Annotated in this window: 17 protein-coding genes and 4 tRNA genes; all 21 read left to right on the forward strand. The window is 55.2% G+C overall.

The annotated features are described in order from the left end of the window. Positions 1-236: 236 nt before the first annotated feature. Positions 237-1,196 carry a bifunctional biotin--[acetyl-CoA-carboxylase] ligase/biotin operon repressor BirA gene (gene birA, locus HBO24_RS03350; RefSeq protein ID WP_057438742.1) on the forward strand — a complete coding sequence of 320 codons (960 nt, stop codon included), beginning with the start codon at positions 237-239 and terminating at the stop codon, positions 1,194-1,196. Then, the gene (locus tag HBO24_RS03355) at positions 1,186-1,935 is read left to right on the forward strand and encodes a pantothenate kinase (RefSeq protein WP_169959840.1); all 750 of its coding nucleotides are present in this window, start codon (positions 1,186-1,188) and stop codon (positions 1,933-1,935) included. Before birA ends, HBO24_RS03355 begins: the two co-directional genes overlap by 11 nt. A gap of 7 nt (positions 1,936-1,942) precedes the next feature. Then, a complete protein-coding gene (locus HBO24_RS03360; protein ID WP_115129114.1) occupies positions 1,943-2,389 on the forward strand; it encodes a hypothetical protein in 447 nt (148 codons plus the stop codon). Positions 2,390-2,531: 142 nt separating this feature from the next. Beyond that, positions 2,532-2,616: transfer RNA gene (locus HBO24_RS03365), tRNA-Tyr, on the forward strand. 24 nt (positions 2,617-2,640) lie between these two features. After that, positions 2,641-2,714 (forward strand) — tRNA-Gly (locus HBO24_RS03370). Between the two features lie 26 nt (positions 2,715-2,740). After that, a tRNA-Thr gene (locus HBO24_RS03375) sits at positions 2,741-2,816 on the forward strand. A gap of 158 nt (positions 2,817-2,974) precedes the next feature. After that, positions 2,975-3,050 (forward strand) — tRNA-Trp (locus HBO24_RS03380). 45 nt (positions 3,051-3,095) lie between these two features. Further along, on the forward strand, positions 3,096-3,464 hold the full coding sequence (gene secE / locus HBO24_RS03385; RefSeq protein WP_029299242.1) for a preprotein translocase subunit SecE: 369 nt from the start codon (positions 3,096-3,098) through the stop codon (positions 3,462-3,464). Between the two features lie 9 nt (positions 3,465-3,473). Further along, positions 3,474-4,007 (forward strand): transcription termination/antitermination protein NusG, encoded by a 534-nt coding sequence (gene nusG / locus HBO24_RS03390; protein WP_003176436.1) that lies wholly within the window; start codon positions 3,474-3,476, stop codon positions 4,005-4,007. Positions 4,008-4,124: 117 nt separating this feature from the next. Next, positions 4,125-4,556, forward strand: coding sequence for a 50S ribosomal protein L11 (gene rplK, locus HBO24_RS03395; RefSeq protein ID WP_003210097.1), 432 nt, complete (start codon positions 4,125-4,127; stop codon positions 4,554-4,556). Continuing rightward, on the forward strand, positions 4,556-5,251 hold the full coding sequence (gene rplA / locus HBO24_RS03400; protein WP_003176434.1) for a 50S ribosomal protein L1: 696 nt from the start codon (positions 4,556-4,558) through the stop codon (positions 5,249-5,251). Before rplK ends, rplA begins: the two co-directional genes overlap by 1 nt. 199 nt (positions 5,252-5,450) lie before the next feature. Then, positions 5,451-5,951 (forward strand): 50S ribosomal protein L10, encoded by a 501-nt coding sequence (gene rplJ, locus HBO24_RS03405; protein ID WP_003176433.1) that lies wholly within the window; start codon positions 5,451-5,453, stop codon positions 5,949-5,951. Positions 5,952-6,029: 78 nt separating this feature from the next. Further along, complete coding sequence (gene rplL / locus HBO24_RS03410; protein ID WP_003210093.1) at positions 6,030-6,395, forward strand: 50S ribosomal protein L7/L12; 366 nt, start codon at positions 6,030-6,032, stop codon at positions 6,393-6,395. Positions 6,396-6,614: 219 nt separating this feature from the next. Continuing rightward, positions 6,615-10,688, forward strand: a complete 4,074-nt coding sequence (gene rpoB / locus HBO24_RS03415; RefSeq protein WP_053138310.1) for a DNA-directed RNA polymerase subunit beta — start codon at positions 6,615-6,617, stop codon at positions 10,686-10,688. Positions 10,689-10,752: 64 nt separating this feature from the next. Further along, a complete protein-coding gene (rpoC, locus tag HBO24_RS03420; protein WP_057960765.1) occupies positions 10,753-14,952 on the forward strand; it encodes a DNA-directed RNA polymerase subunit beta' in 4,200 nt (1,399 codons plus the stop codon). 216 nt (positions 14,953-15,168) lie between these two features. After that, complete coding sequence (rpsL, locus tag HBO24_RS03425; RefSeq protein WP_002555494.1) at positions 15,169-15,540, forward strand: 30S ribosomal protein S12; 372 nt, start codon at positions 15,169-15,171, stop codon at positions 15,538-15,540. Positions 15,541-15,657: 117 nt separating this feature from the next. After that, positions 15,658-16,128, forward strand: a complete 471-nt coding sequence (rpsG, locus tag HBO24_RS03430) for a 30S ribosomal protein S7 (RefSeq protein ID WP_002555493.1) — start codon at positions 15,658-15,660, stop codon at positions 16,126-16,128. 30 nt (positions 16,129-16,158) lie between these two features. Then, positions 16,159-18,264, forward strand: a complete 2,106-nt coding sequence (gene fusA / locus HBO24_RS03435) for an elongation factor G (RefSeq protein ID WP_029299268.1) — start codon at positions 16,159-16,161, stop codon at positions 18,262-18,264. Between the two features lie 30 nt (positions 18,265-18,294). After that, positions 18,295-19,488: an elongation factor Tu gene (gene tuf, locus HBO24_RS03440; protein WP_003176426.1), complete on the forward strand. Its 1,194-nt coding sequence runs from the start codon at positions 18,295-18,297 to the stop codon at positions 19,486-19,488. A gap of 157 nt (positions 19,489-19,645) precedes the next feature. Continuing rightward, the gene (gene rpsJ / locus HBO24_RS03445) at positions 19,646-19,957 is read left to right on the forward strand and encodes a 30S ribosomal protein S10 (protein ID WP_003186070.1); all 312 of its coding nucleotides are present in this window, start codon (positions 19,646-19,648) and stop codon (positions 19,955-19,957) included. A gap of 81 nt (positions 19,958-20,038) precedes the next feature. After that, positions 20,039-20,674 carry a 50S ribosomal protein L3 gene (rplC, locus tag HBO24_RS03450; protein WP_003194649.1) on the forward strand — a complete coding sequence of 212 codons (636 nt, stop codon included), beginning with the start codon at positions 20,039-20,041 and terminating at the stop codon, positions 20,672-20,674. The last annotated feature ends 8 nt before the right edge of the window (positions 20,675-20,682 follow it).

The raw sequence follows: 20,682 nt of genomic DNA on the forward strand, positions 1-20,682 counted from the left end.
CCGATGGTAGTGTGGGGTTTCCCCATGTGAGAGTAGGTCATCGTCAAGATTAAATTCCGAAACCCCAATTGCGAAAGCAGTTGGGGTTTTGTTTTGGGCGGTCGAAAAGGTTCTGGCCTATCGCCATTGCATAGAAAGCAAGCTGTCCCTGCGCTCTCGCCATAAGCCAGCTTGCTTTCTATGCAATGGCTCTGCGCATGGCTATCATGCGTGCCTCATTGTGAGGCGAGACTTGCATGCTGACGTTGTTAAAACTTCTGAAAGATGGCCGATTCCACTCGGGTGAAGCGCTAGGCGCCGCCCTGGGCGTCAGTCGTAGTGCTGTGTGGAAGCAACTCCAGCATCTGGAGATCGAGCTGGATCTGACAATTCACAAGGTCAGGGGGAGGGGCTATCAATTGGCGTCCCCGCTGGTTCTATTGAGCGCTGATGAGATCGCCCTCAAGTCGCAGGTCTGCGCAGGTTCAGTTTTTATATCCGAGACCATCGGCTCCACTAATGCCGAGGCTTTGCGCCTTATTGAGGCGGGGCAGGTGGCGCCGTTCCTTGTTCTCTCAGAACAGCAGACCGCAGGAAGGGGGCGTCGAGGGCGTAAATGGGTTAGTCCATTTGCACAGAATGTTTACTACAGCCTTGTGCTTCGTATCGATGGCGGTTTACGACAGCTAGAAGGGCTGAGTCTCGTCGTGGGCTTGGCGGTGATGCAAACGTTGCGCGACTTTGGTGTCCACGGTTCGGGTTTGAAGTGGCCTAATGACGTGCTCGTTGGTTCGAAGAAGATAGCTGGCATCCTTCTTGAATTGGTAGGGGACCCTGCTGACGTATGCCATGTAGTGCTCGGTATTGGTATCAATGCGAACATGCAGAGCGCCGCGGAAGTGGATCAGCAGTGGACATCAATACAGCTCGAAACAGGTCGTGCGGTAGACCGAAATCATCTGGTCGCACACCTGAGTCAGGCGTTACAAGGTTATCTCGATCATCATAGAGATTCCGGCTTTTCGGTAATTCGCCAGGAGTGGGAGCAAAACCATCTATGGCAGGGAAAGGCGGTGTCATTGATCGCAGGTGTTAACCAGGTGGACGGGGTTGTGCTGGGTATTGATGATCAAGGCGCTCTACGTCTCGAAGTAAACGGTGTTGAGAAAATATACAGTGGTGGTGAGTTAAGCCTGAGGTTGCGTGATGATTCTTGAGCTCGACTGTGGGAATAGTTTCATCAAATGGCGAGTACTCGAGGCAAGCCACGCAGCCGTTTTTGCTGAAGGGGTTGTTGATTCCGATGTGGCGTTGCTGGGTAGCCTTCATTCGTTGACTGGACTGTCGCTGCAGCATTGCAGATTGGTCAGCGTTCGCGCCCAGGAAGAGACGAACCGCCTGGCGGGTGTGTTGGTTGCGGCCTTTGGTGTTTCTATCAGCTGTGCTGCGCCGTCGCGTGAAATGGCCGGCGTGCGCAATGGGTATGAAGACTACGCCCGTCTAGGGCTGGATCGTTGGCTGGCGATGCTTGGAGGCTTCCAGCTAGCCTCGGGAGCATGCCTGGTGCTTGATTTTGGTACGGCGGCCACTGCCGATTTCATCACGGCTGATGGCGAGCATCTTGGAGGATTTATCTGCCCGGGCATGCCCCTGATGCGCAATCAGCTGCGAACCCATACCCGTAAAATACGGTATGACGATGTTGCTGCTGAGCGTGCGTTGGAAAGCCTGGTGCCTGGCCGTACCACTGCCCAAGCCGTTGAACGAGGTTGCACGCTCATGCTCCGCGGTTTTGCTCAGTCACAACTGGAACTGGCCCGCAGTTATTGGGGGGAAGACTTCTCGGTGTTTCTTACGGGGGGGGATGCGGAGTTGGTCGCTGACGCCTTGCCGGGCGCTCGCTTCGTTCCGGACCTGGTATTTGTTGGCTTGGCGATGGCGTGCCCTTTGTCCTGAGGTTTTTATGCGTTGGTTGTTTCTGTTGCTGCTGGTCCTCAATGTTTTTTATTACGTCTGGCACCAGCAAGAGGCTCCGCTGCGTGCGAAGGATGTCACTCCGTTGGCGCTGTACCGGGGCTCCCAGCAGGATATTCAGCTGCTGAGCGAGTCGGCGGACTCTGTGTCGCGGCGTGACAAGGCCAGGGCTCCGGAGGCGCCTGCTGGCTGCTTGTATATCGGAGGGTTTTCGAGTCATGAGCAAGCGCAGTTCCTGGAGCAGCGGCTTATCAGTCTGGATATCAGGGTCCGGATCCAGTCGTTGGTCTCAGCGGGTGCGCCTTCTTTCTGGTTGCGTGTAGCGCCTGAAAGCCGCCGTCTGGCTGACGATCTGCCTTTTGAAAGCCTTGCTAATGAATTCAATGAGTTAAAACATAAAATAATGCCGTGCGAAGGCATTGCAACTGTCGAATAGTTTGCATAGAATGGCGCCCGCTCCACAGTGATGACCCTCTTGGGAAGTTGGTGTGAAGCGATCGTCACGCAGCTAACCTCATATTTTTAATGAGAAAATGCTTGACAGAAGGTCGGCGTAATGTAAAATGCCGGCTCGCTTAGGAGGGGTTCCCGAGCGGCCAAAGGGATCAGACTGTAAATCTGACGTCTACGACTTCGAAGGTTCGAATCCTTCCCCCTCCACCATTTTTAGCGTGAGCTGCAAGCTCCGCGGGTATAGTTTAGTGGTAGAACCTCAGCCTTCCAAGCTGATGATGCGGGTTCGATTCCCGCTACCCGCTCCAAGTTTGCAGGTTGTGCAAGGTGTTTCGCTCTTGTAGCTCAGTTGGTAGAGCACACCCTTGGTAAGGGTGAGGTCAGCGGTTCAAATCCGCTCAAGAGCTCCATATAACAAGGCAGATATGAAAATATCTGCCTTTGTTTTAACAGCTGCCTCGGCTTGATCTTGTTTTGCCTGGTGTTATCGGGTTGTTTCAAGTCTATTGGGGTTGGTTGTTGTAAAGTCTTTTTCAGGCCTGCATAATGGTCGGCCTGATTTTGTTTTAGGTCAGTAGCTCAATTGGCAGAGCGACGGTCTCCAAAACCGTAGGTTGGGGGTTCGATTCCCTCCTGACCTGCCAGATTCACGTGGTGTATCTGGCTTTCTTTTCACAGGATCTTCATAGATGACTCCTAAGGCTGAAGCTCAAAGCTCTCGTTTCGATCTGGTTAAGTGGCTCGCTGTCGTCGCTTTGGTGGTCGTAGGCGTTGTTGGCAATCAGTATTATTCTGCTTCGCCGATCCTGTACCGCGTACTCGTATTGCTTGCTCTTGCTGCTGTGGCCGTTTTCATTGGTCTGCAGACAGTAAAGGGTAAGTCTTTCGCTGTGCTGGTAAAGGAAGCTCGCACCGAAATACGTAAAGTCGTTTGGCCAACTCGCCAAGAAACCACGCAGACCACGCTGATTGTTGTGGCTGTTGTTCTGGTTATGGCGTTGCTGTTGTGGGGTCTTGATTCCCTGCTCGGCTGGCTTGTTTCCTTGATTGTTGGCTAAGGGTGTCCCGTGGCTAAGCGTTGGTACGTTGTGCATGCTTACTCGGGTTACGAGAAGCATGTTATGCGCTCTTTGCTAGAGCGCGTAAAGCTGGCAGGCATGGAAGATGGCTTCGGCGAAATTCTGGTTCCCACTGAAGAAGTGGTTGAAATGCGTAATGGCCAGAAACGCAAAAGCGAGCGCAAGTTCTTCCCTGGCTACGTGCTGGTACAGATGGACATGAATGAGGGTACTTGGCACTTGGTCAAGGACACTCCTCGCGTCATGGGCTTCATCGGCGGTACCGCTGATAAGCCTGCACCGATCACTGACAAGGAGGCAGAAGCGATTCTGCGTCGTGTTGCTGACGGTAGCGACAAGCCGAAGCCGAAGACGTTGTTCGAGCCGGGTGAGGTTGTTCGTGTCACTGATGGTCCGTTTGCTGATTTCAACGGTACTGTCGAAGAAGTTAACTACGAAAAGAGCCGGATCCAAGTGGCGGTGCTCATTTTCGGTCGCTCTACTCCGGTAGAGTTGGAGTTCAGCCAGGTCGAAAAGGTCTAGCTGACAAAGCATCCCAACCCCGCAGCCTTAGGCTGTGGGGTTTTGTCGTCACTGGGATAAACGCGCAAGTAACCGGGGAGCCTTTCGAGGCGCTTGAACCCGTAATTGGAGTGCCTCATGGCCAAGAAGATTACCGCTTACATCAAGCTGCAAGTGAAGGCCGCTCAGGCCAACCCTAGCCCACCCGTCGGTCCAGCTCTGGGTCAGCACGGCGTGAACATCATGGAATTCTGCAAGGCCTTCAACGCCCGTACCCAGGGTATTGAGCCAGGTCTGCCGACTCCAGTGATCATCACTGTATACAGCGACCGTAGCTTCACTTTCGAAACCAAGTCGACCCCGGCTTCGGTTCTGTTGAAGAAAGCTGCTGGTCTGACTAGCGGTTCCGCTCGTCCGAACACCGTTAAGGTTGGCACCGTAACTCGTGCTCAGCTGGAAGAAATCGCGAAAACCAAAAACGCGGATCTGACTGCAGCTGATATGGATGCAGCCGTGCGTACCATCGCCGGTTCTGCTCGTAGCATGGGCCTTAACGTGGAGGGTGTGTAATGGCTAAGCTGACCAAGCGCCAAAAGGCTATCGCCGGCAAAATCGAAGCGGGCAAGTCCTACAACTTTGTAGATGCTGCTGCTCTGCTGACCGAGCTGTCGACTGTCAAGTTCAGCGAGTCCGTTGACGTTGCTGTAAACCTGGGTGTTGACCCACGTAAATCCGACCAGGTCGTTCGTAGCGCTACTGTGCTGCCACACGGTACTGGCAAGACTGTACGTGTTGCTGTCTTCACCCAAGGCCCGGCAGCTGAAGCTGCTCTGGCCGCTGGCGCTGATCGCGTTGGCATGGACGACCTGGCTGCCGAAATGAAAGGCGGCGACCTGAACTACGACGTAGTTATTGCTTCCCCGGATGCAATGCGCGTTGTAGGTCAGTTGGGTCAGATCCTGGGTCCACGTGGTCTGATGCCTAACCCGAAAGTCGGTACCGTAACTCCAGACGTAGCTACCGCGGTTAAAAACGCCAAGGCTGGTCAGGTTCGTTATCGCACCGACAAAAACGGCATCATTCACACTTCCGTTGGCAAGGTCGGCTTCGACGCCGTCAAGCTGAAGGAAAACGTTGAAGCCCTGATCGCTGATCTGAAGCGTATCAAGCCAGCTTCTTCGAAAGGTATCTACGTCAAGCGCGTTACCCTGAGCACCACTATGGGCCCAGGTCTGGTCATCGACCAGGGTTCGCTGGACGTATAAGACACAGGTTGGCGCAAGTGATTGCGCCAATTGAAAAATTGGGGTCCCTGCCTGGCGGGGGCTATCCAAGACCGTAGGCGACGCAAGTCTTAAACCATCAAGCCTACGCAGATGGTGCTCCCGGTTCCTTACCGAATCAGACACCAAAACGACATCCGGCCTAGGCCAGATGAAACGGTAACAAGCAGGAGTTAAACCCGTGGCAATTAATCTCGAAGACAAGAAGGCCATCGTCGCTGAAGTCAACGAGGCTGCCAAAGCTGCTCTGTCCGCTGTCGTGGCTGATGCCCGTGGTGTGACAGTAGGCGCTATGACCGGACTCCGTAAAGAGGCTCGTGAAGCTGGCGTATACGTACGTGTTGTACGTAACACCCTGCTCAAGCGCGCTGTTGCTGACACTGAATACAGTGTCCTCAACGACGTGTTCACCGGCCCGACTCTGATCGCGTTCTCCAAGGACCATCCAGGCGCTGCTGCCCGTTTGTTCAAGGAATTCGCCAAGAGTCAGGATAAGTTCGAGATCAAGGCAGCTGCGTTCGAGGGCAAGTTCCTCGCAGCTAACCAAATCGACGTACTGGCAACACTGCCGACCCGTAACGAAGCTATTTCGCAGCTGATGAGCGTGATTCAAGGCGCTACCAGCAAGCTGGCTCGTACTCTGGCCGCAGTTCGCGAGCAAAAAGAAGCTGCAGCAGCCTAAGGCTGAGCAACGTCTCTCGCGTTTTTTTGTTTATTTCGATGGCCGCGTAGGCCGTCCCCCAATTCAGGAAATACAGCAATGTCTATCTCCCAAGACGATATCCTCAACGCCGTAGCTGAAATGTCGGTTCTGCAGGTTGTTGAGCTGATCAAAGCTTTCGAAGAAAAATTCGGCGTTTCCGCTGCCGCTGCTTCCGCTGGCCCAGCTGTTGCTGCTGTTGCTGCTGAAGAGCAAACCGAATTCAACGTCATGCTGCTGGAAGCTGGCGAGAAGAAAGTAAACGTGATCAAGGCAGTACGTGAACTGACCGGTCTGGGCCTGAAAGAAGCCAAGGCTGTAGTTGACGGCGCTCCTGCCCAGGTTCTGGAAGCTGTGTCCAAAGACGCTGCTGACAAAGCCAAAGCAGTACTGGAAGAAGCAGGCGCTAAAGTCGAGCTGAAGTAAGCATCGACCTTGCGTTTCCAGCCCAAGCGTTAAGCTGAAGGCTGATGGCTGGTGGCTCTTGCCACCGGCCTTTTTCCGTTCTTGGCTGTCGACTCGGTCGCCGCCACTAACGCGCTGTAGCCACCCGATGCGGTGGTGCAAACCAAGGGGTTTGCAAGATTTTCTGGCTGCTCCCGTCGGGGGGGCCAAACAAGCAGGTGACCAAGCTGGGGAACGCTGATGGCTTACTCATATACTGAGAAAAAACGTATCCGCAAGGACTTTAGCAAGTTGCCGGACGTCATGGATGTCCCGTACCTTCTGGCTATCCAGCTGGATTCGTATCGTGAATTCTTGCAGGCGGGAGCGACCAAAGATCAGTTCCGCGACGTGGGCCTGCATGCGGCCTTCAAATCCGTTTTCCCGATCATCAGCTACTCCGGCAATGCTGCGCTGGAGTACGTCGGTTATCGCCTGGGCGAACCGGCATTTGATGTCAAAGAATGCGTGTTGCGCGGTGTTACGTACGCCGTACCTTTGCGGGTAAAAGTTCGTCTGATCATTTTCGACAAAGAATCGTCGAACAAAGCGATCAAGGACATCAAAGAGCAAGAAGTCTACATGGGCGAAATCCCATTGATGACTGAGAACGGTACCTTCGTTATCAACGGTACCGAGCGTGTAATCGTTTCCCAGCTGCACCGTTCCCCGGGCGTGTTCTTCGACCACGACCGCGGCAAGACGCACAGCTCCGGTAAGCTCCTGTACTCCGCGCGGATCATTCCGTACCGTGGTTCGTGGTTGGACTTCGAGTTCGACCCTAAAGACTGCGTGTTCGTGCGTATCGACCGTCGTCGAAAGCTGCCGGCCTCGGTACTGCTGCGCGCGCTCGGCTATACCACTGAGCAAGTGCTGGACGCTTTCTACACCACCAACGTATTCAGCCTGAAGGATGAAACCCTCAGCCTGGAACTGATTGCTTCGCGTCTGCGTGGTGAAATTGCCGTCCTGGACATCCAGGATGAGAAGGGCAAGGTCATTGTTGAGGCTGGCCGTCGTATTACTGCGCGCCACATCAACCAGATCGAAAAAGCCGGTATCAAGTCGCTGGACGTGCCTCTGGACTACGTCCTGGGCCGCACTACCGCCAAGGTTATCGTTCACCCGGCGACAGGCGAGATCCTGGCTGAGTGCAACACCGAGCTGAACACCGAGATCCTGGCAAAAATCGCCAAGGCCCAGGTTGTTCGCATCGAGACCCTGTACACCAACGATATCGACTGCGGTCCGTTCGTCTCCGACACCCTGAAGATCGACTCCACCAGCAACCAATTGGAAGCGCTGGTCGAAATCTATCGCATGATGCGTCCTGGCGAGCCACCAACCAAAGACGCTGCCGAAACCCTGTTCAACAACCTGTTCTTCAGCCCTGAGCGCTATGACCTGTCTGCGGTCGGCCGGATGAAGTTCAACCGTCGTATCGGTCGTACCGAGATCGAAGGTTCGGGCGTGCTGTGCAAGGAAGACATCGTTGCGGTCCTGAAGACTCTGGTCGACATCCGTAACGGTAAAGGCATCGTCGATGACATCGACCACCTGGGTAACCGTCGTGTTCGCTGCGTAGGCGAAATGGCCGAGAACCAGTTCCGCGTTGGCCTGGTACGTGTTGAGCGTGCGGTCAAAGAGCGTCTGTCGATGGCCGAAAGCGAAGGCCTGATGCCGCAAGACCTGATCAACGCCAAGCCAGTGGCTGCGGCGGTGAAAGAGTTCTTCGGCTCCAGCCAGCTCTCGCAGTTCATGGACCAGAACAACCCGCTCTCCGAGATCACCCACAAGCGCCGTGTTTCTGCACTGGGCCCGGGCGGTCTGACCCGTGAGCGTGCTGGCTTTGAGGTTCGTGACGTACACCCGACGCACTACGGTCGTGTTTGCCCGATCGAAACGCCGGAAGGTCCGAACATCGGTCTGATCAACTCCCTGGCTGCCTATGCGCGCACCAACCAGTATGGCTTCCTCGAGAGCCCGTACCGCGTGGTGAAAGACGCCCTGGTCACCGACGAGATCGTCTTCCTGTCCGCCATCGAAGAAGCTGATCACGTGATCGCTCAGGCTTCGGCCACGATGAACGACAAGAAAGTCCTGATCGACGAGCTGGTAGCTGTTCGTCACTTGAACGAGTTCACCGTCAAGGCGCCGGAAGACGTCACCTTGATGGACGTATCGCCCAAGCAGGTAGTTTCGGTTGCAGCATCGCTGATCCCGTTCCTGGAACACGATGACGCCAACCGTGCGTTGATGGGTTCCAACATGCAGCGTCAAGCTGTACCGACCCTGCGCGCTGACAAGCCGCTGGTAGGTACCGGCATGGAGCGTAACGTAGCCCGTGACTCCGGCGTTTGCGTCGTGGCTCGTCGTGGCGGCGTGATCGACTCTGTTGATGCCAGCCGTATCGTGGTTCGTGTTGCCGATGACGAAGTTGAAACTGGCGAAGCCGGTGTCGACATCTACAACCTGACCAAATACACCCGCTCGAACCAGAACACCTGCATCAACCAGCGTCCGCTGGTGCGTAAGGGTGATCGCGTTCAGCGTAGCGACATCATGGCCGACGGTCCGTCCACCGATATGGGTGAGTTGGCTCTGGGTCAGAACATGCGCATCGCGTTCATGGCGTGGAACGGCTTCAACTTCGAAGACTCCATCTGCCTGTCCGAGCGTGTTGTTCAAGAAGACCGTTTCACCACGATCCACATCCAGGAACTGACCTGTGTGGCACGTGACACCAAGCTTGGGCCAGAGGAAATCACTGCAGACATCCCGAACGTGGGTGAAGCTGCGCTGAACAAGCTGGACGAAGCCGGTATCGTTTACGTAGGTGCTGAAGTTGGCGCTGGCGACATCCTGGTCGGTAAGGTCACTCCGAAAGGCGAGACCCAACTGACTCCGGAAGAGAAGCTGCTGCGTGCCATCTTCGGCGAAAAAGCCAGCGACGTTAAAGACACCTCCCTGCGCGTACCTACTGGTACCAAGGGTACTGTCATCGACGTACAGGTCTTCACCCGTGACGGCGTCGAGCGTGATGCTCGTGCACTGTCCATCGAGAAGACTCAACTCGACGAAATCCGCAAGGATTTGAACGAAGAGTTCCGTATCGTTGAAGGCGCGACCTTCGAACGTCTGCGTTCTGCCCTGGTAGGCCACAAGGCTGAAGGCGGCGCAGGTCTGAAGAAAGGTCAGGATATCACCGACGAAATCCTCGACGGTCTTGAGCACGGCCAGTGGTTCAAACTGCGCATGGCTGAAGATGCTCTGAACGAGCAGCTCGAGAAGGCCCAGGCCTACATCGTTGATCGCCGCCGTCTGCTGGACGACAAGTTCGAAGACAAGAAGCGCAAACTGCAGCAGGGCGATGACCTGGCTCCAGGCGTGCTGAAAATCGTCAAGGTTTACCTGGCAATCCGTCGTCGCATTCAGCCGGGCGACAAGATGGCCGGTCGTCACGGTAACAAAGGTGTGGTCTCCGTGATCATGCCGGTTGAAGACATGCCGCACGATGCCAATGGCACCCCGGTCGACGTCGTCCTCAACCCGTTGGGCGTACCTTCGCGTATGAACGTTGGTCAGATCCTTGAAACCCACCTGGGCCTCGCGGCTAAAGGTCTGGGCGAGAAGATCAACCGTATGATCGAAGAGCAGCGCAAGGTCGCAGACCTGCGTAAGTTCCTGCACGAGATCTACAACGAGATCGGCGGCCGCAAAGAAGAGCTGGACACTTTCTCCGACCAGGAAATCCTGGATCTGGCGAAAAACCTGCGCGGCGGCGTTCCAATGGCTACCCCGGTGTTCGACGGTGCCAAGGAAAGCGAGATCAAGGCCATGCTGAAACTGGCAGACCTGCCAGAAAGCGGCCAGATGCAGCTGTTCGACGGCCGTACCGGCAACAAGTTCGAGCGCCCGGTTACTGTTGGCTACATGTACATGCTGAAGCTGAACCACTTGGTAGACGACAAGATGCACGCTCGTTCTACCGGTTCGTACAGCCTGGTTACCCAGCAGCCGCTGGGTGGTAAGGCTCAGTTCGGTGGTCAGCGTTTCGGGGAGATGGAGGTGTGGGCACTGGAAGCATACGGTGCTGCATACACTCTGCAAGAAATGCTCACAGTGAAGTCGGACGATGTGAACGGTCGTACCAAGATGTACAAAAACATCGTGGACGGCGATCACCGTATGGAGCCGGGCATGCCCGAGTCTTTCAACGTGTTGATCAAAGAAATTCGTTCCCTCGGCATCGATATCGATCTGGAAACCGAATAACACGTGACGCGAATCGAGAGCGGGGCAGTGATGCCCGCTCTCTGCTCCGCCAGGAGGAAAGGCCTTGAAAGACCTACTGAATTTGCTGAAAAACCAGGGTCAAGTCGAAGAGTTCGACGCCATCCGTATTGGATTGGCATCGCCTGAGATGATCCGTTCGTGGTCGTTCGGTGAAGTTAAAAAGCCGGAAACCATCAACTACCGTACGTTCAAACCTGAGCGTGACGGCCTGTTCTGCGCCAAGATCTTTGGCCCGGTAAAGGATTACGAGTGCCTGTGCGGTAAGTACAAGCGCTTGAAGCACCGTGGTGTGATCTGCGAGAAGTGCGGCGTTGAAGTTGCACTGGCCAAGGTTCGTCGTGAGCGCATGGCGCACATCGAGCTGGCTTCGCCGGTTGCCCACATCTGGTTCCTGAAATCGCTGCCGTCCCGTATCGGCTTGCTGATGGACATGACCCTGCGTGATATCGAACGCGTTCTCTACTTCGAGAGCTATGTCGTTATCGACCCAGGCATGACCACCCTTGAAAAAGGTCAGCTGCTCAACGACGAGCAGTACTTCGAAGCGCTGGAAGAGTTCGGCGACGATTTCGATGCCCGCATGGGTGCCGAAGCTGTCCGCGAACTGCTGCACGCTATCGACCTGGAGCACGAGATTGGCCGCCTGCGTGAAGAAATTCCGCAAACCAACTCCGAAACCAAGATCAAGAAGCTGTCCAAGCGTCTGAAGTTGATGGAAGCCTTCCAGGGTTCCGGCAACCTGCCAGAGTGGATGGTGCTGACCGTTCTGCCGGTTCTGCCGCCAGACCTGCGTCCGCTGGTACCGTTGGACGGTGGTCGTTTCGCGACGTCCGACCTCAACGACCTGTACCGCCGCGTGATCAACCGTAACAACCGCTTGAAGCGCCTGCTTGATCTGTCCGCTCCGGACATCATCGTGCGCAACGAAAAGCGTATGTTGCAAGAAGCGGTCGACGCCTTGCTCGACAACGGTCGTCGTGGCCGCGCTATTACCGGTTCCAACAAGCGTCCTCTGAAATCCCTGGCTGACATGATCAAGGGTAAGCAAGGTCGTTTCCGTCAGAACTTGCTCGGTAAGCGTGTTGACTACTCCGGTCGTTCGGTAATTACCGTAGGCCCGACCCTGCGTCTGCACCAGTGCGGTCTGCCTAAGAAGATGGCGCTTGAGCTGTTCAAGCCTTTCATCTTCGGCAAGCTGGAAATGCGCGGTCTCGCGACCACCATCAAAGCGGCCAAGAAAATGGTCGAGCGCGAACTGCCAGAGGTTTGGGACGTTCTCGCTGAAGTGATTCGCGAACACCCGGTCCTCCTCAACCGTGCACCGACCCTTCACCGTCTGGGTATCCAGGCGTTTGAACCGGTACTGATCGAAGGTAAGGCTATCCAGCTGCACCCTCTGGTCTGTGCTGCGTACAACGCCGACTTCGACGGCGACCAAATGGCCGTGCACGTACCGCTGACACTGGAAGCCCAGTTGGAAGCGCGTGCGTTGATGATGTCGACCAACAACATTCTGTCGCCAGCCAACGGTGAGCCAATCATCGTTCCGTCGCAGGACGTTGTATTGGGTCTGTACTACATGACCCGTGAAGCGATCAACGCCAAGGGCGAAGGTCGTGTGTTCGCTGACCTGCAAGAAGTTGACCGTGTGTTCCGTGCCGGCGAAGCCGCACTGCACGCCAAGGTCAAAGTGCGCATTCACGAAACCGTCAACGACCGTGACGGCGGCAGCGTGAGCAACACCCGTATCGTCGACACCACTGTCGGCCGTGCGCTGTTGTACCAGGTTGTGCCAAAAGGTCTGTCGTACGACGTCGTCAACCTGCCGATGAAGAAAAAGGCGATCTCCAAGCTGATCAACCAGTGCTACCGCGTGGTTGGTCTGAAAGAGACCGTGATCTTCGCTGACCAGTTGATGTACACCGGTTTTGCTTATTCGACCATTTCCGGCGTTTCCATCGGTGTTAACGACTTCGTTATCCCGGATGAAAAAGCCCGCATCATCAGTGCTGCTACTGACGAAGTGAAAGAGATCGAGAGCCAGTACGCCTCCGGCCTGGTAACCCAGGGCGAGAAGTACAACAAAGTGATCGACCTTTGGTCCAAGGCCAACGACGAAGTGTCCAAGGCAATGATGGCCAACCTCTCGAAAGAGAAGGTTATCGACCGTCATGGCGTGGAAGTCGATCAAGAGTCTTTCAACTCGATGTACATGATGGCCGACTCGGGCGCACGGGGTTCTGCTGCGCAGATCCGTCAGCTCGCCGGTATGCGTGGCCTGATGGCCAAGCCGGACGGTTCCATCATCGAAACGCCGATTACTGCGAACTTCCGTGAAGGTTTGAGCGTACTTCAGTACTTCATCTCTACTCACGGTGCTCGTAAAGGTCTGGCGGATACCGCGTTGAAAACCGCTAACTCCGGTTACCTGACTCGTCGTCTGGTAGACGTTGCACAAGATCTGGTTGTAACCGAGATCGATTGCGGCACCGAGCACGGCCTGCTGATGACTCCGCACATTGAAGGCGGTGACGTTGTAGAGCCGCTGGGTGAGCGCGTATTGGGTCGTGTTATTGCCCGTGACGTGTTCAAGCCAGGTACCGAGGAAGTTATCGTTCCTGCCGGCACCCTGGTGGATGAGAAGTGGGTCGAGTTCATCGAACTCAACAGCATCGACGAAGTGATTGTTCGCTCGCCGATCAGCTGCGAAACCCGCTACGGTATCTGCGCCAAGTGCTACGGCCGTGACTTGGCTCGTGGCCACCAGGTGAACATCGGTGAAGCGGTCGGCGTTATCGCTGCCCAGTCCATCGGTGAGCCGGGTACCCAGCTGACCATGCGTACGTTCCACATCGGTGGTGCGGCAAGCCGGACCTCCGCAGCCGACAGCGTTCAGGTGAAGAATGGCGGTACTGTCCGTCTGCACAACCTGAAACACGTTGAGCGAGTGGATGGCCACCTGGTTGCTGTGTCCCGTTCCGGTGAGCTGGCGATTGCTGATGACTTCGGTCGTGAGCGTGAGCGTTACAAGCTGCCGTACGGTGCTGTGATTTCGGTTAAAGAAGGTGACAAGGTCGACGCTGGCGCAATCGTGGCCAAGTGGGATCCGCACACTCACCCAATCGTTACCGAAATGAAAGGTACCGTGACCTACGTGGGCATGGAAGAAGGCATCACGATCAAGCGTCAGACTGACGAATTGACCGGTATGACCAACATTGAAGTACTCGACGCCAAAGATCGTCCAGCTGCCGGTAAAGACATCCGTCCTGCCGTGAAGATGGTCGATGACAACGGCAAGGATCTGTTGCTGCCAGGCACTGACGTTATCGCTCAGTACTTCCTGCCAGCCAACGCCCTGGTCGGTGTAGCGGATGGTGCGAAGATCGCGATCGGTGATGTTATCGCGCGTATCCCGCAAGAAACTTCGAAGACCCGTGACATCACCGGTGGTCTGCCGCGTGTTGCCGACTTGTTCGAAGCTCGTCGTCCGAAAGAAGCGTCGATCCTGGCTGAAGTCAGCGGCACCATCGCGTTCGGTAAAGAGACCAAGGGCAAGCGCCGTCTGGTCATTACCCCGAACGACGGTAGCGATCCGTATGAAGAGCTGATTCCGAAGTGGCGTCACCTGAACGTGTTCGAAGGCGAACAGGTAAACCGCGGCGAAGTTATCTCCGACGGTCCGAGCGATCCACACGACATCCTGCGTCTGCTGGGTGTGAGTGCGCTGGCCAAGTACATCGTTAACGAGATCCAGGACGTTTACCGTCTGCAAGGCGTGAAGATCAACGATAAGCACATCGAGACCATCCTGCGTCAGATGCTGCGTAAAGTTGAAATCGCTGAATCCGGCGATTCGAGTTTCATCAAGGGCGACCAGATGGAACTGACTCACGTACTGGTAGAAAACGAGCGTCTGGCAACCGAAGAGAAATTTGTTTCCAAGTTCACTCGCGTGTTGCTGGGTATCACCAAGGCGTCGTTGTCCACTGAGTCGTTCATCTCGGCGGCCTCCTTCCAGGAGACCACTCGCGTACTGACCGAAGCAGCGGTAACCGGCAAGCGCGATTACCTGCGCGGCCTGAAAGAAAACGTGGTTGTGGGTCGACTGATCCCGGCCGGTACCGGCTTGGCCTACCACAGCGAGCGTAAGCGTCGCCGTGAACTCGACAAGCCGCTGCGCGTAAGCGCCAGTGAAGTGGAAGCTGCACTGACCGAAGCGCTGAACTCTAGCGGTAACTGAGTTCTGCGATAAATAAGTCCGGGCCCTGGCAGCCCCGTTCGTCGGAACAAGACAGTTTTGTCGGGTTTCGATGGAGGGGGAGGTCGGGGCCTTGCCTTGACTGGGGGCAAGATCCTCTTTAGACTCTTGTACCCCTAAATTTGGCGGGAATTCGTTCCTGCCATTTTGCTTTTCTTGCAAGACAATAGCGTCGCAAGACAACAGTGGAGCTAGTAGATGGCAACTATCAACCAGCTGGTACGTCAGCCGCGTAAGCGTATCGTCGAGAAATCCGACGTACCTGCGCTGCAGAACTGCCCGCAACGTCGTGGCGTATGCACTCGCGTGTATACCACTACGCCGAAAAAACCTAACTCGGCACTGCGTAAAGTATGCCGTGTGCGCCTGACCAACGGTTTCGAGGTTTCCTCGTACATCGGTGGTGAAGGTCACAACCTGCAAGAGCACAGCGTGGTACTGATCCGCGGCGGTCGTGTAAAAGACTTGCCAGGTGTTCGTTACCACACCGTACGCGGCTCCTTGGATACTTCCGGCGTTAAAGGTCGTAACCAGGGTCGTTCGAAGTACGGTACCAAGAAGCCTAAGTAGTAGCGGCTTTTTGTAAACTGAATCATCTTATTTTCTGAGTCGATAAGAGTAAGGTCGGAGGCGTCCCGCAAGGGCACCGATTCCGAACGAACCTGAAGACCGTTTGAGGGCTTATCCATGCCAAGAAGACGCGTAGCAGCCAAGCGCGAAGTGCTTGACGATCCAAAATACGGAAGCCAAATTCTGGCCAAGTTCATGAACCACGTGATGGAAAGCGGCAAGAAAGCCGTTGCCGAGCGTATCGTTTATGGCGCGCTGGAAAAGGTTAAAGAACGCAAGAACAGCGACCCCCTGGAAATCTTCGAGAAAGCTCTCGACGCCATCGCTCCGCTGGTCGAAGTGAAGTCGCGCCGTGTAGGCGGTGCTACTTACCAGGTTCCGGTCGAAGTTCGTCCGTCCCGTCGTAACGCCCTGGCAATGCGCTGGTTGGTAGACTTCGCCCGTAAGCGCGGCGAGAAGTCTATGGCTCTGCGTTTGGCCGGCGAGCTGTTGGACGCTGCTGAAGGTAAAGGTGCTGCTGTTAAGAAGCGTGAAGACGTGCACCGTATGGCTGAAGCTAACAAAGCTTTCTCGCACTACCGCTTCTAATCTTAGCTTCACTAATTTTGCGAGGGCTTTATGGCTCGTACTACTCCGATTAGCCGCTACCGTAACATCGGTATCGTTGCTCACGTGGATGCTGGTAAAACCACCACCACCGAGCGCGTACTGTTTTACACCGGCAAAAGTCACAAAATGGGCGAGGTGCATGATGGCGCCGCGACCACAGACTGGATGGTTCAGGAGCAGGAGCGTGGTATTACCATTACTTCTGCTGCTATTACCGCCTTCTGGAAAGGTTCTGCCAAGCAGTACAAGGACGAGCACCGCTTCAACGTAATCGATACCCCGGGCCACGTAGACTTCACCATTGAAGTTGAGCGTTCCCTGCGTGTACTCGACGGCGCGGTCGTTGTGTTCTGCGGTACTTCGGGCGTTGAGCCTCAGTCGGAAACCGTATGGCGTCAAGCCAACAAGTACGGTGTTCCACGTCTTGTTTACGTAAACAAGATGGACCGTGCTGGTGCGAACTTCCTGCGCGTGATCGGTCAGATCAAGCAGCGTCTGGGTCACACTCCGGTGCCAATCCAATTGGCTATCGGTTCCGAAGACAACTTCCAGGGCCAGATCGATCTGATCACCATGGAAGCCGTCTACTGGAATGACGCCGACAAAGGTATGGTTCCTGTTCGTAAGCCTATCCCTGCAGAATTGCAGGAGCTGGCTGACGAGTGGCGCAATAACCTGGTTGAGGCTGCTGCCGAAGCCAGCGAAGAGCTGATGAACAAGTACCTCGAAGGTGAAGAACTCACCAACGTGGAAATCAAGGCTGCTCTGCGTCAGCGTACTATCGCTGGTGAGATCGTCTTGGCTGTTTGCGGTTCTTCCTTCAAGAACAAGGGTGTTCCCCTGGTTCTCGACGCCGTTATCGACTACCTGCCTGCTCCAACTGACATTCCTGCTATCAAGGGTACTAACCCTGATAACGAGGAAGAAGAGATGGAGCGTCACGCTGACGACAGCGAGCCGTTCTCGGCTCTGGCGTTCAAGATCGCTACCGACCCATTCGTGGGTACCCTGACTTTCGTCCGCGTTTACTCGGGCGTGTTGGCCTCCGGCGACGGCGTGATCAACTCGGTCAAGGGCAAGAAAGAGCGTGTGGGTCGTATGGTGCAAATGCACGCAAACGCCCGTGAAGAGATCAAGGAAGTACGCGCTGGCGACATCGCGGCCTTGATCGGCATGAAGGATGTCACCACTGGTGAGACCTTGTGCGACGCTGCTAAGCCAATCATCCTGGTTCGCATGGACTTCCCGGAGCCGGTTATCTCGGTTGCCGTAGAGCCTAAGACCAAGGATGACCAGGAAAAAATGGGTATTGCGCTGGGCAAACTTGCTCAGGAAGATCCATCTTTCCGCGTCAAGACTGATGAAGAGACTGGTCAAACGATCATCTCCGGCATGGGCGAGTTGCACCTGGACATCCTGGTTGACCGGATGCGCCGTGAGTTCAACGTCGAAGCCAACATCGGTAAGCCTCAGGTTTCCTATCGTGAGCGCATCACGAAGAACTGTGAAATCGAAGGCAAGTTCGTTCGTCAGTCCGGCGGTCGTGGTCAGTTCGGTCACTGCTGGATCCGTTTTGCTCCTGCTGACGAAGGTCAGGAAGGTCTGCAATTCGTGAACGAAGTAGTAGGTGGTGTTGTTCCTAAGGAATACATCCCTGCTATCCAGAAGGGTATCGAAGAGCAGATGAAGAACGGTGTTGTTGCCGGCTATCCGCTGATCGGCCTGAAAGCAACCGTTTTTGACGGTTCTTACCACGACGTCGACTCCAACGAGATGGCGTTTAAGGTGGCTGCTTCCATGGCAACCAAGCAACTGGCCCAGAAGGGCGGTGGTGAGTTGCTTGAGCCAATCATGGCGGTAGAAGTTGTTACACCTGAAGACTATATGGGTGATGTCATGGGCGACCTTAACCGTCGTCGCGGCATGATCTTGGGTATGGAAGACACGGTTTCCGGCAAAGTGATTCGCGCCGAGGTTCCGTTGGGTGAGATGTTCGGTTACGCGACCGACGTTCGCTCCATGTCCCAGGGTCGCGCAAGCTACTCTATGGAATTCAAAAAATACAACACAGCTCCGGCGCACATCGCTGAAACTGTATCCAAAAAACAAGGCTGATTCAGTCCTTTAGGCAAGGAGTTAATTGTCGTGGCTAAAGAAAAATTTGATCGTTCCCTACCGCACGTCAACGTTGGCACTATCGGTCACGTTGACCATGGTAAAACCACTCTGACTGCTGCTCTGACTCGCGTTTGCTCCGAAGTATTCGGTTCCGCAATCGTTGATTTCGATAAAATCGACAGCGCACCAGAAGAAAAAGCTCGTGGTATCACCATCAACACCGCGCACGTTGAATACAACTCGCTGATCCGTCACTACGCTCACGTTGACTGCCCAGGTCACGCTGACTATGTGAAGAACATGATCACCGGTGCTGCCCAGATGGACGGCGCAATCCTGGTTTGCTCGGCCGCTGATGGTCCGATGCCACAAACCCGTGAGCACATCCTGCTGTCCCGTCAGGTAGGCGTTCCGTACATCGTGGTTTACCTGAACAAGGCCGACCTGGTAGACGACGCTGAGCTGCTGGAACTGGTTGAGATGGAAGTGCGCGATCTGCTGAGCACTTACGACTTCCCAGGCGACGACACTCCGATCATCATCGGTTCTGCTCGTATGGCTCTGGAAGGCAAAGACGATAACGAAATGGGCACCACGTCCGTTCGTAAACTGGTTGAGACTCTGGACAGCTACATCCCAGATCCAGTTCGTGTTATCGACAAGCCGTTCCTGATGCCAATCGAAGACGTATTCTCGATCTCCGGTCGCGGTACTGTTGTAACTGGTCGTATCGAGCGCGGTATCGTCAAGGTTCAGGATCCACTGGAAATCGTTGGTCTGCGTGACACTACCGTCACCACCTGCACCGGTGTTGAAATGTTCCGTAAGCTGCTCGACGAAGGTCGTGCTGGCGAGAACTGCGGCGTTCTGCTGCGTGGTACCAAGCGTGACGACGTTGAGCGTGGCCAGGTTCTGGTTAAGCCAGGTTCGGTTAAGCCGCACACCAAGTTCGAAGCTGAAGTGTACGTGCTGAGCAAAGAAGAAGGCGGTCGTCACACTCCGTTCTTCAAAGGCTACCGTCCACAGTTCTACTTCCGTACTACTGACGTGACTGGTAACTGCGAACTGCCGGAAGGCGTTGAAATGGTAATGCCAGGCGACAACATCAAAATGGTTGTCACCCTGATCAAAACCATCGCAATGGAAGACGGTCTGCGCTTCGCAATCCGTGAAGGCGGCCGTACCGTTGGTGCTGGCGTTGTAGCTAAAATCATCGAGTAAGCATCTCTTCTGAGATAGCTTCGATGCTTTGAAAAGCCCCCGCTCAGCGGGGGCTTTTTTATTGGGTTGACACCTATCTGGGGCGTCTATAGAATTGCGCCTCCTTTTAACGGGCGCAGTGCGCTCGGTGGGAATAGCAGCCGGAGTCTGAAATCCAATGCAAAATCAGCAAATCCGTATCAGGTTGAAGGCTTTTGACCATCGCCTGATCGACCAATCCACCCAGGAAATCGTGGAAACCGCGAAACGTACTGGGGCACAAGTGCGTGGTCCTATTCCACTGCCTACCCGCAAAGAGCGGTTCACCGTTCTGGTCTCCCCGCACGTCAACAAAGACGCGCGTGACCAGTACGAGATCCGTACTCATAAGCGCGTTCTGGACATCGTCCAGCCAACGGATAAAACCGTTGATGCACTTATGAAGCTTGATCTGGCGGCCGGTGTGGAAGTACAGATCAGCCTCGGCTAAGACTCGGGTCTTAGTCGTGTAACGCTCTGAAATGGGCGGCCATAGCGGGTGAAAGCCCCGTACACTCATGAGGTTTACAACATGACTATTGGTGTAGTCGGTCGTAAATGCGGTATGACCCGTATTTTCACCGAAGAAGGTGTCTCCATTCCGGTCACGGTCATTGAGATCGAGCCGAATCGCGTCACCCAGTTCAAAACTGAAGAAACCGATGGCTATCGTGCAGTGCAAGTCACTGTCGGCGAGCGTCGTGCTTCGCGCGTGACTGCTGCTCAAGCAGGTCACTTCGCTAAAGCAAACGTTGCAGCTGGTCGTACTGTTATGGAGTTCCGTCTTGAAGATGGTGACTACCAGGCTGGCGATCTGATCAACGCTGAAATCTTCGCCGCTGGTCAACTGGTTGATGTAACCGGTCAGTCCAAGGGTAAAGGCTTCCAGGGTACGATCAAGCGTTGGAATTTCCGTGGCCAAGACAACACTCACGGTAACTCCGTTTCCCACCGCGTCCCGGGCTCTATTGGCCAGTGCCAGACTCCTGGTCGTGTATTCAAGGGCAAAAAAATGTCCGGTCATATGGGCGCTGAGCGCGTGACCGTGCAGTCCCTCGAAGTAGTGCGCGTCGACGCTGAACGCAATCTGTTGTTGGTCAAGGGTGCTGTTCCTGGCGCTACTGGCGGCAACCTGGTTGTACGTCCAGCGGCCAAGGCTCGCGGTTAAGGGGAAGC

Origin of the sequence: Pseudomonas sp. WS 5410, from assembly GCF_012985645.1 — a bacterium.
GTDB classification, from domain to species: Bacteria; Pseudomonadota; Gammaproteobacteria; order Pseudomonadales; family Pseudomonadaceae; genus Aquipseudomonas; species Aquipseudomonas shahriarae.

Coding starts and splice junctions, on each gene's coding strand:
- birA (WP_057438742.1), top strand. CDS start 237: ATGCTGACGTTGTTAAAACTTCTGAAAGATGGCCGATTCCACTCGGGT.
- HBO24_RS03355 (WP_169959840.1), top strand. CDS start 1,186: ATGATTCTTGAGCTCGACTGTGGGAATAGTTTCATCAAATGGCGAGTA.
- HBO24_RS03360 (WP_115129114.1), top strand. CDS start 1,943: ATGCGTTGGTTGTTTCTGTTGCTGCTGGTCCTCAATGTTTTTTATTAC.
- secE (WP_029299242.1), top strand. CDS start 3,096: ATGACTCCTAAGGCTGAAGCTCAAAGCTCTCGTTTCGATCTGGTTAAG.
- rplK (WP_003210097.1), top strand. CDS start 4,125: ATGGCCAAGAAGATTACCGCTTACATCAAGCTGCAAGTGAAGGCCGCT.
- rplA (WP_003176434.1), top strand. CDS start 4,556: ATGGCTAAGCTGACCAAGCGCCAAAAGGCTATCGCCGGCAAAATCGAA.
- rplL (WP_003210093.1), top strand. CDS start 6,030: ATGTCTATCTCCCAAGACGATATCCTCAACGCCGTAGCTGAAATGTCG.
- rpoB (WP_053138310.1), top strand. CDS start 6,615: ATGGCTTACTCATATACTGAGAAAAAACGTATCCGCAAGGACTTTAGC.
- rpsL (WP_002555494.1), top strand. CDS start 15,169: ATGGCAACTATCAACCAGCTGGTACGTCAGCCGCGTAAGCGTATCGTC.
- rpsG (WP_002555493.1), top strand. CDS start 15,658: ATGCCAAGAAGACGCGTAGCAGCCAAGCGCGAAGTGCTTGACGATCCA.
- fusA (WP_029299268.1), top strand. CDS start 16,159: ATGGCTCGTACTACTCCGATTAGCCGCTACCGTAACATCGGTATCGTT.
- rpsJ (WP_003186070.1), top strand. CDS start 19,646: ATGCAAAATCAGCAAATCCGTATCAGGTTGAAGGCTTTTGACCATCGC.
- rplC (WP_003194649.1), top strand. CDS start 20,039: ATGACTATTGGTGTAGTCGGTCGTAAATGCGGTATGACCCGTATTTTC.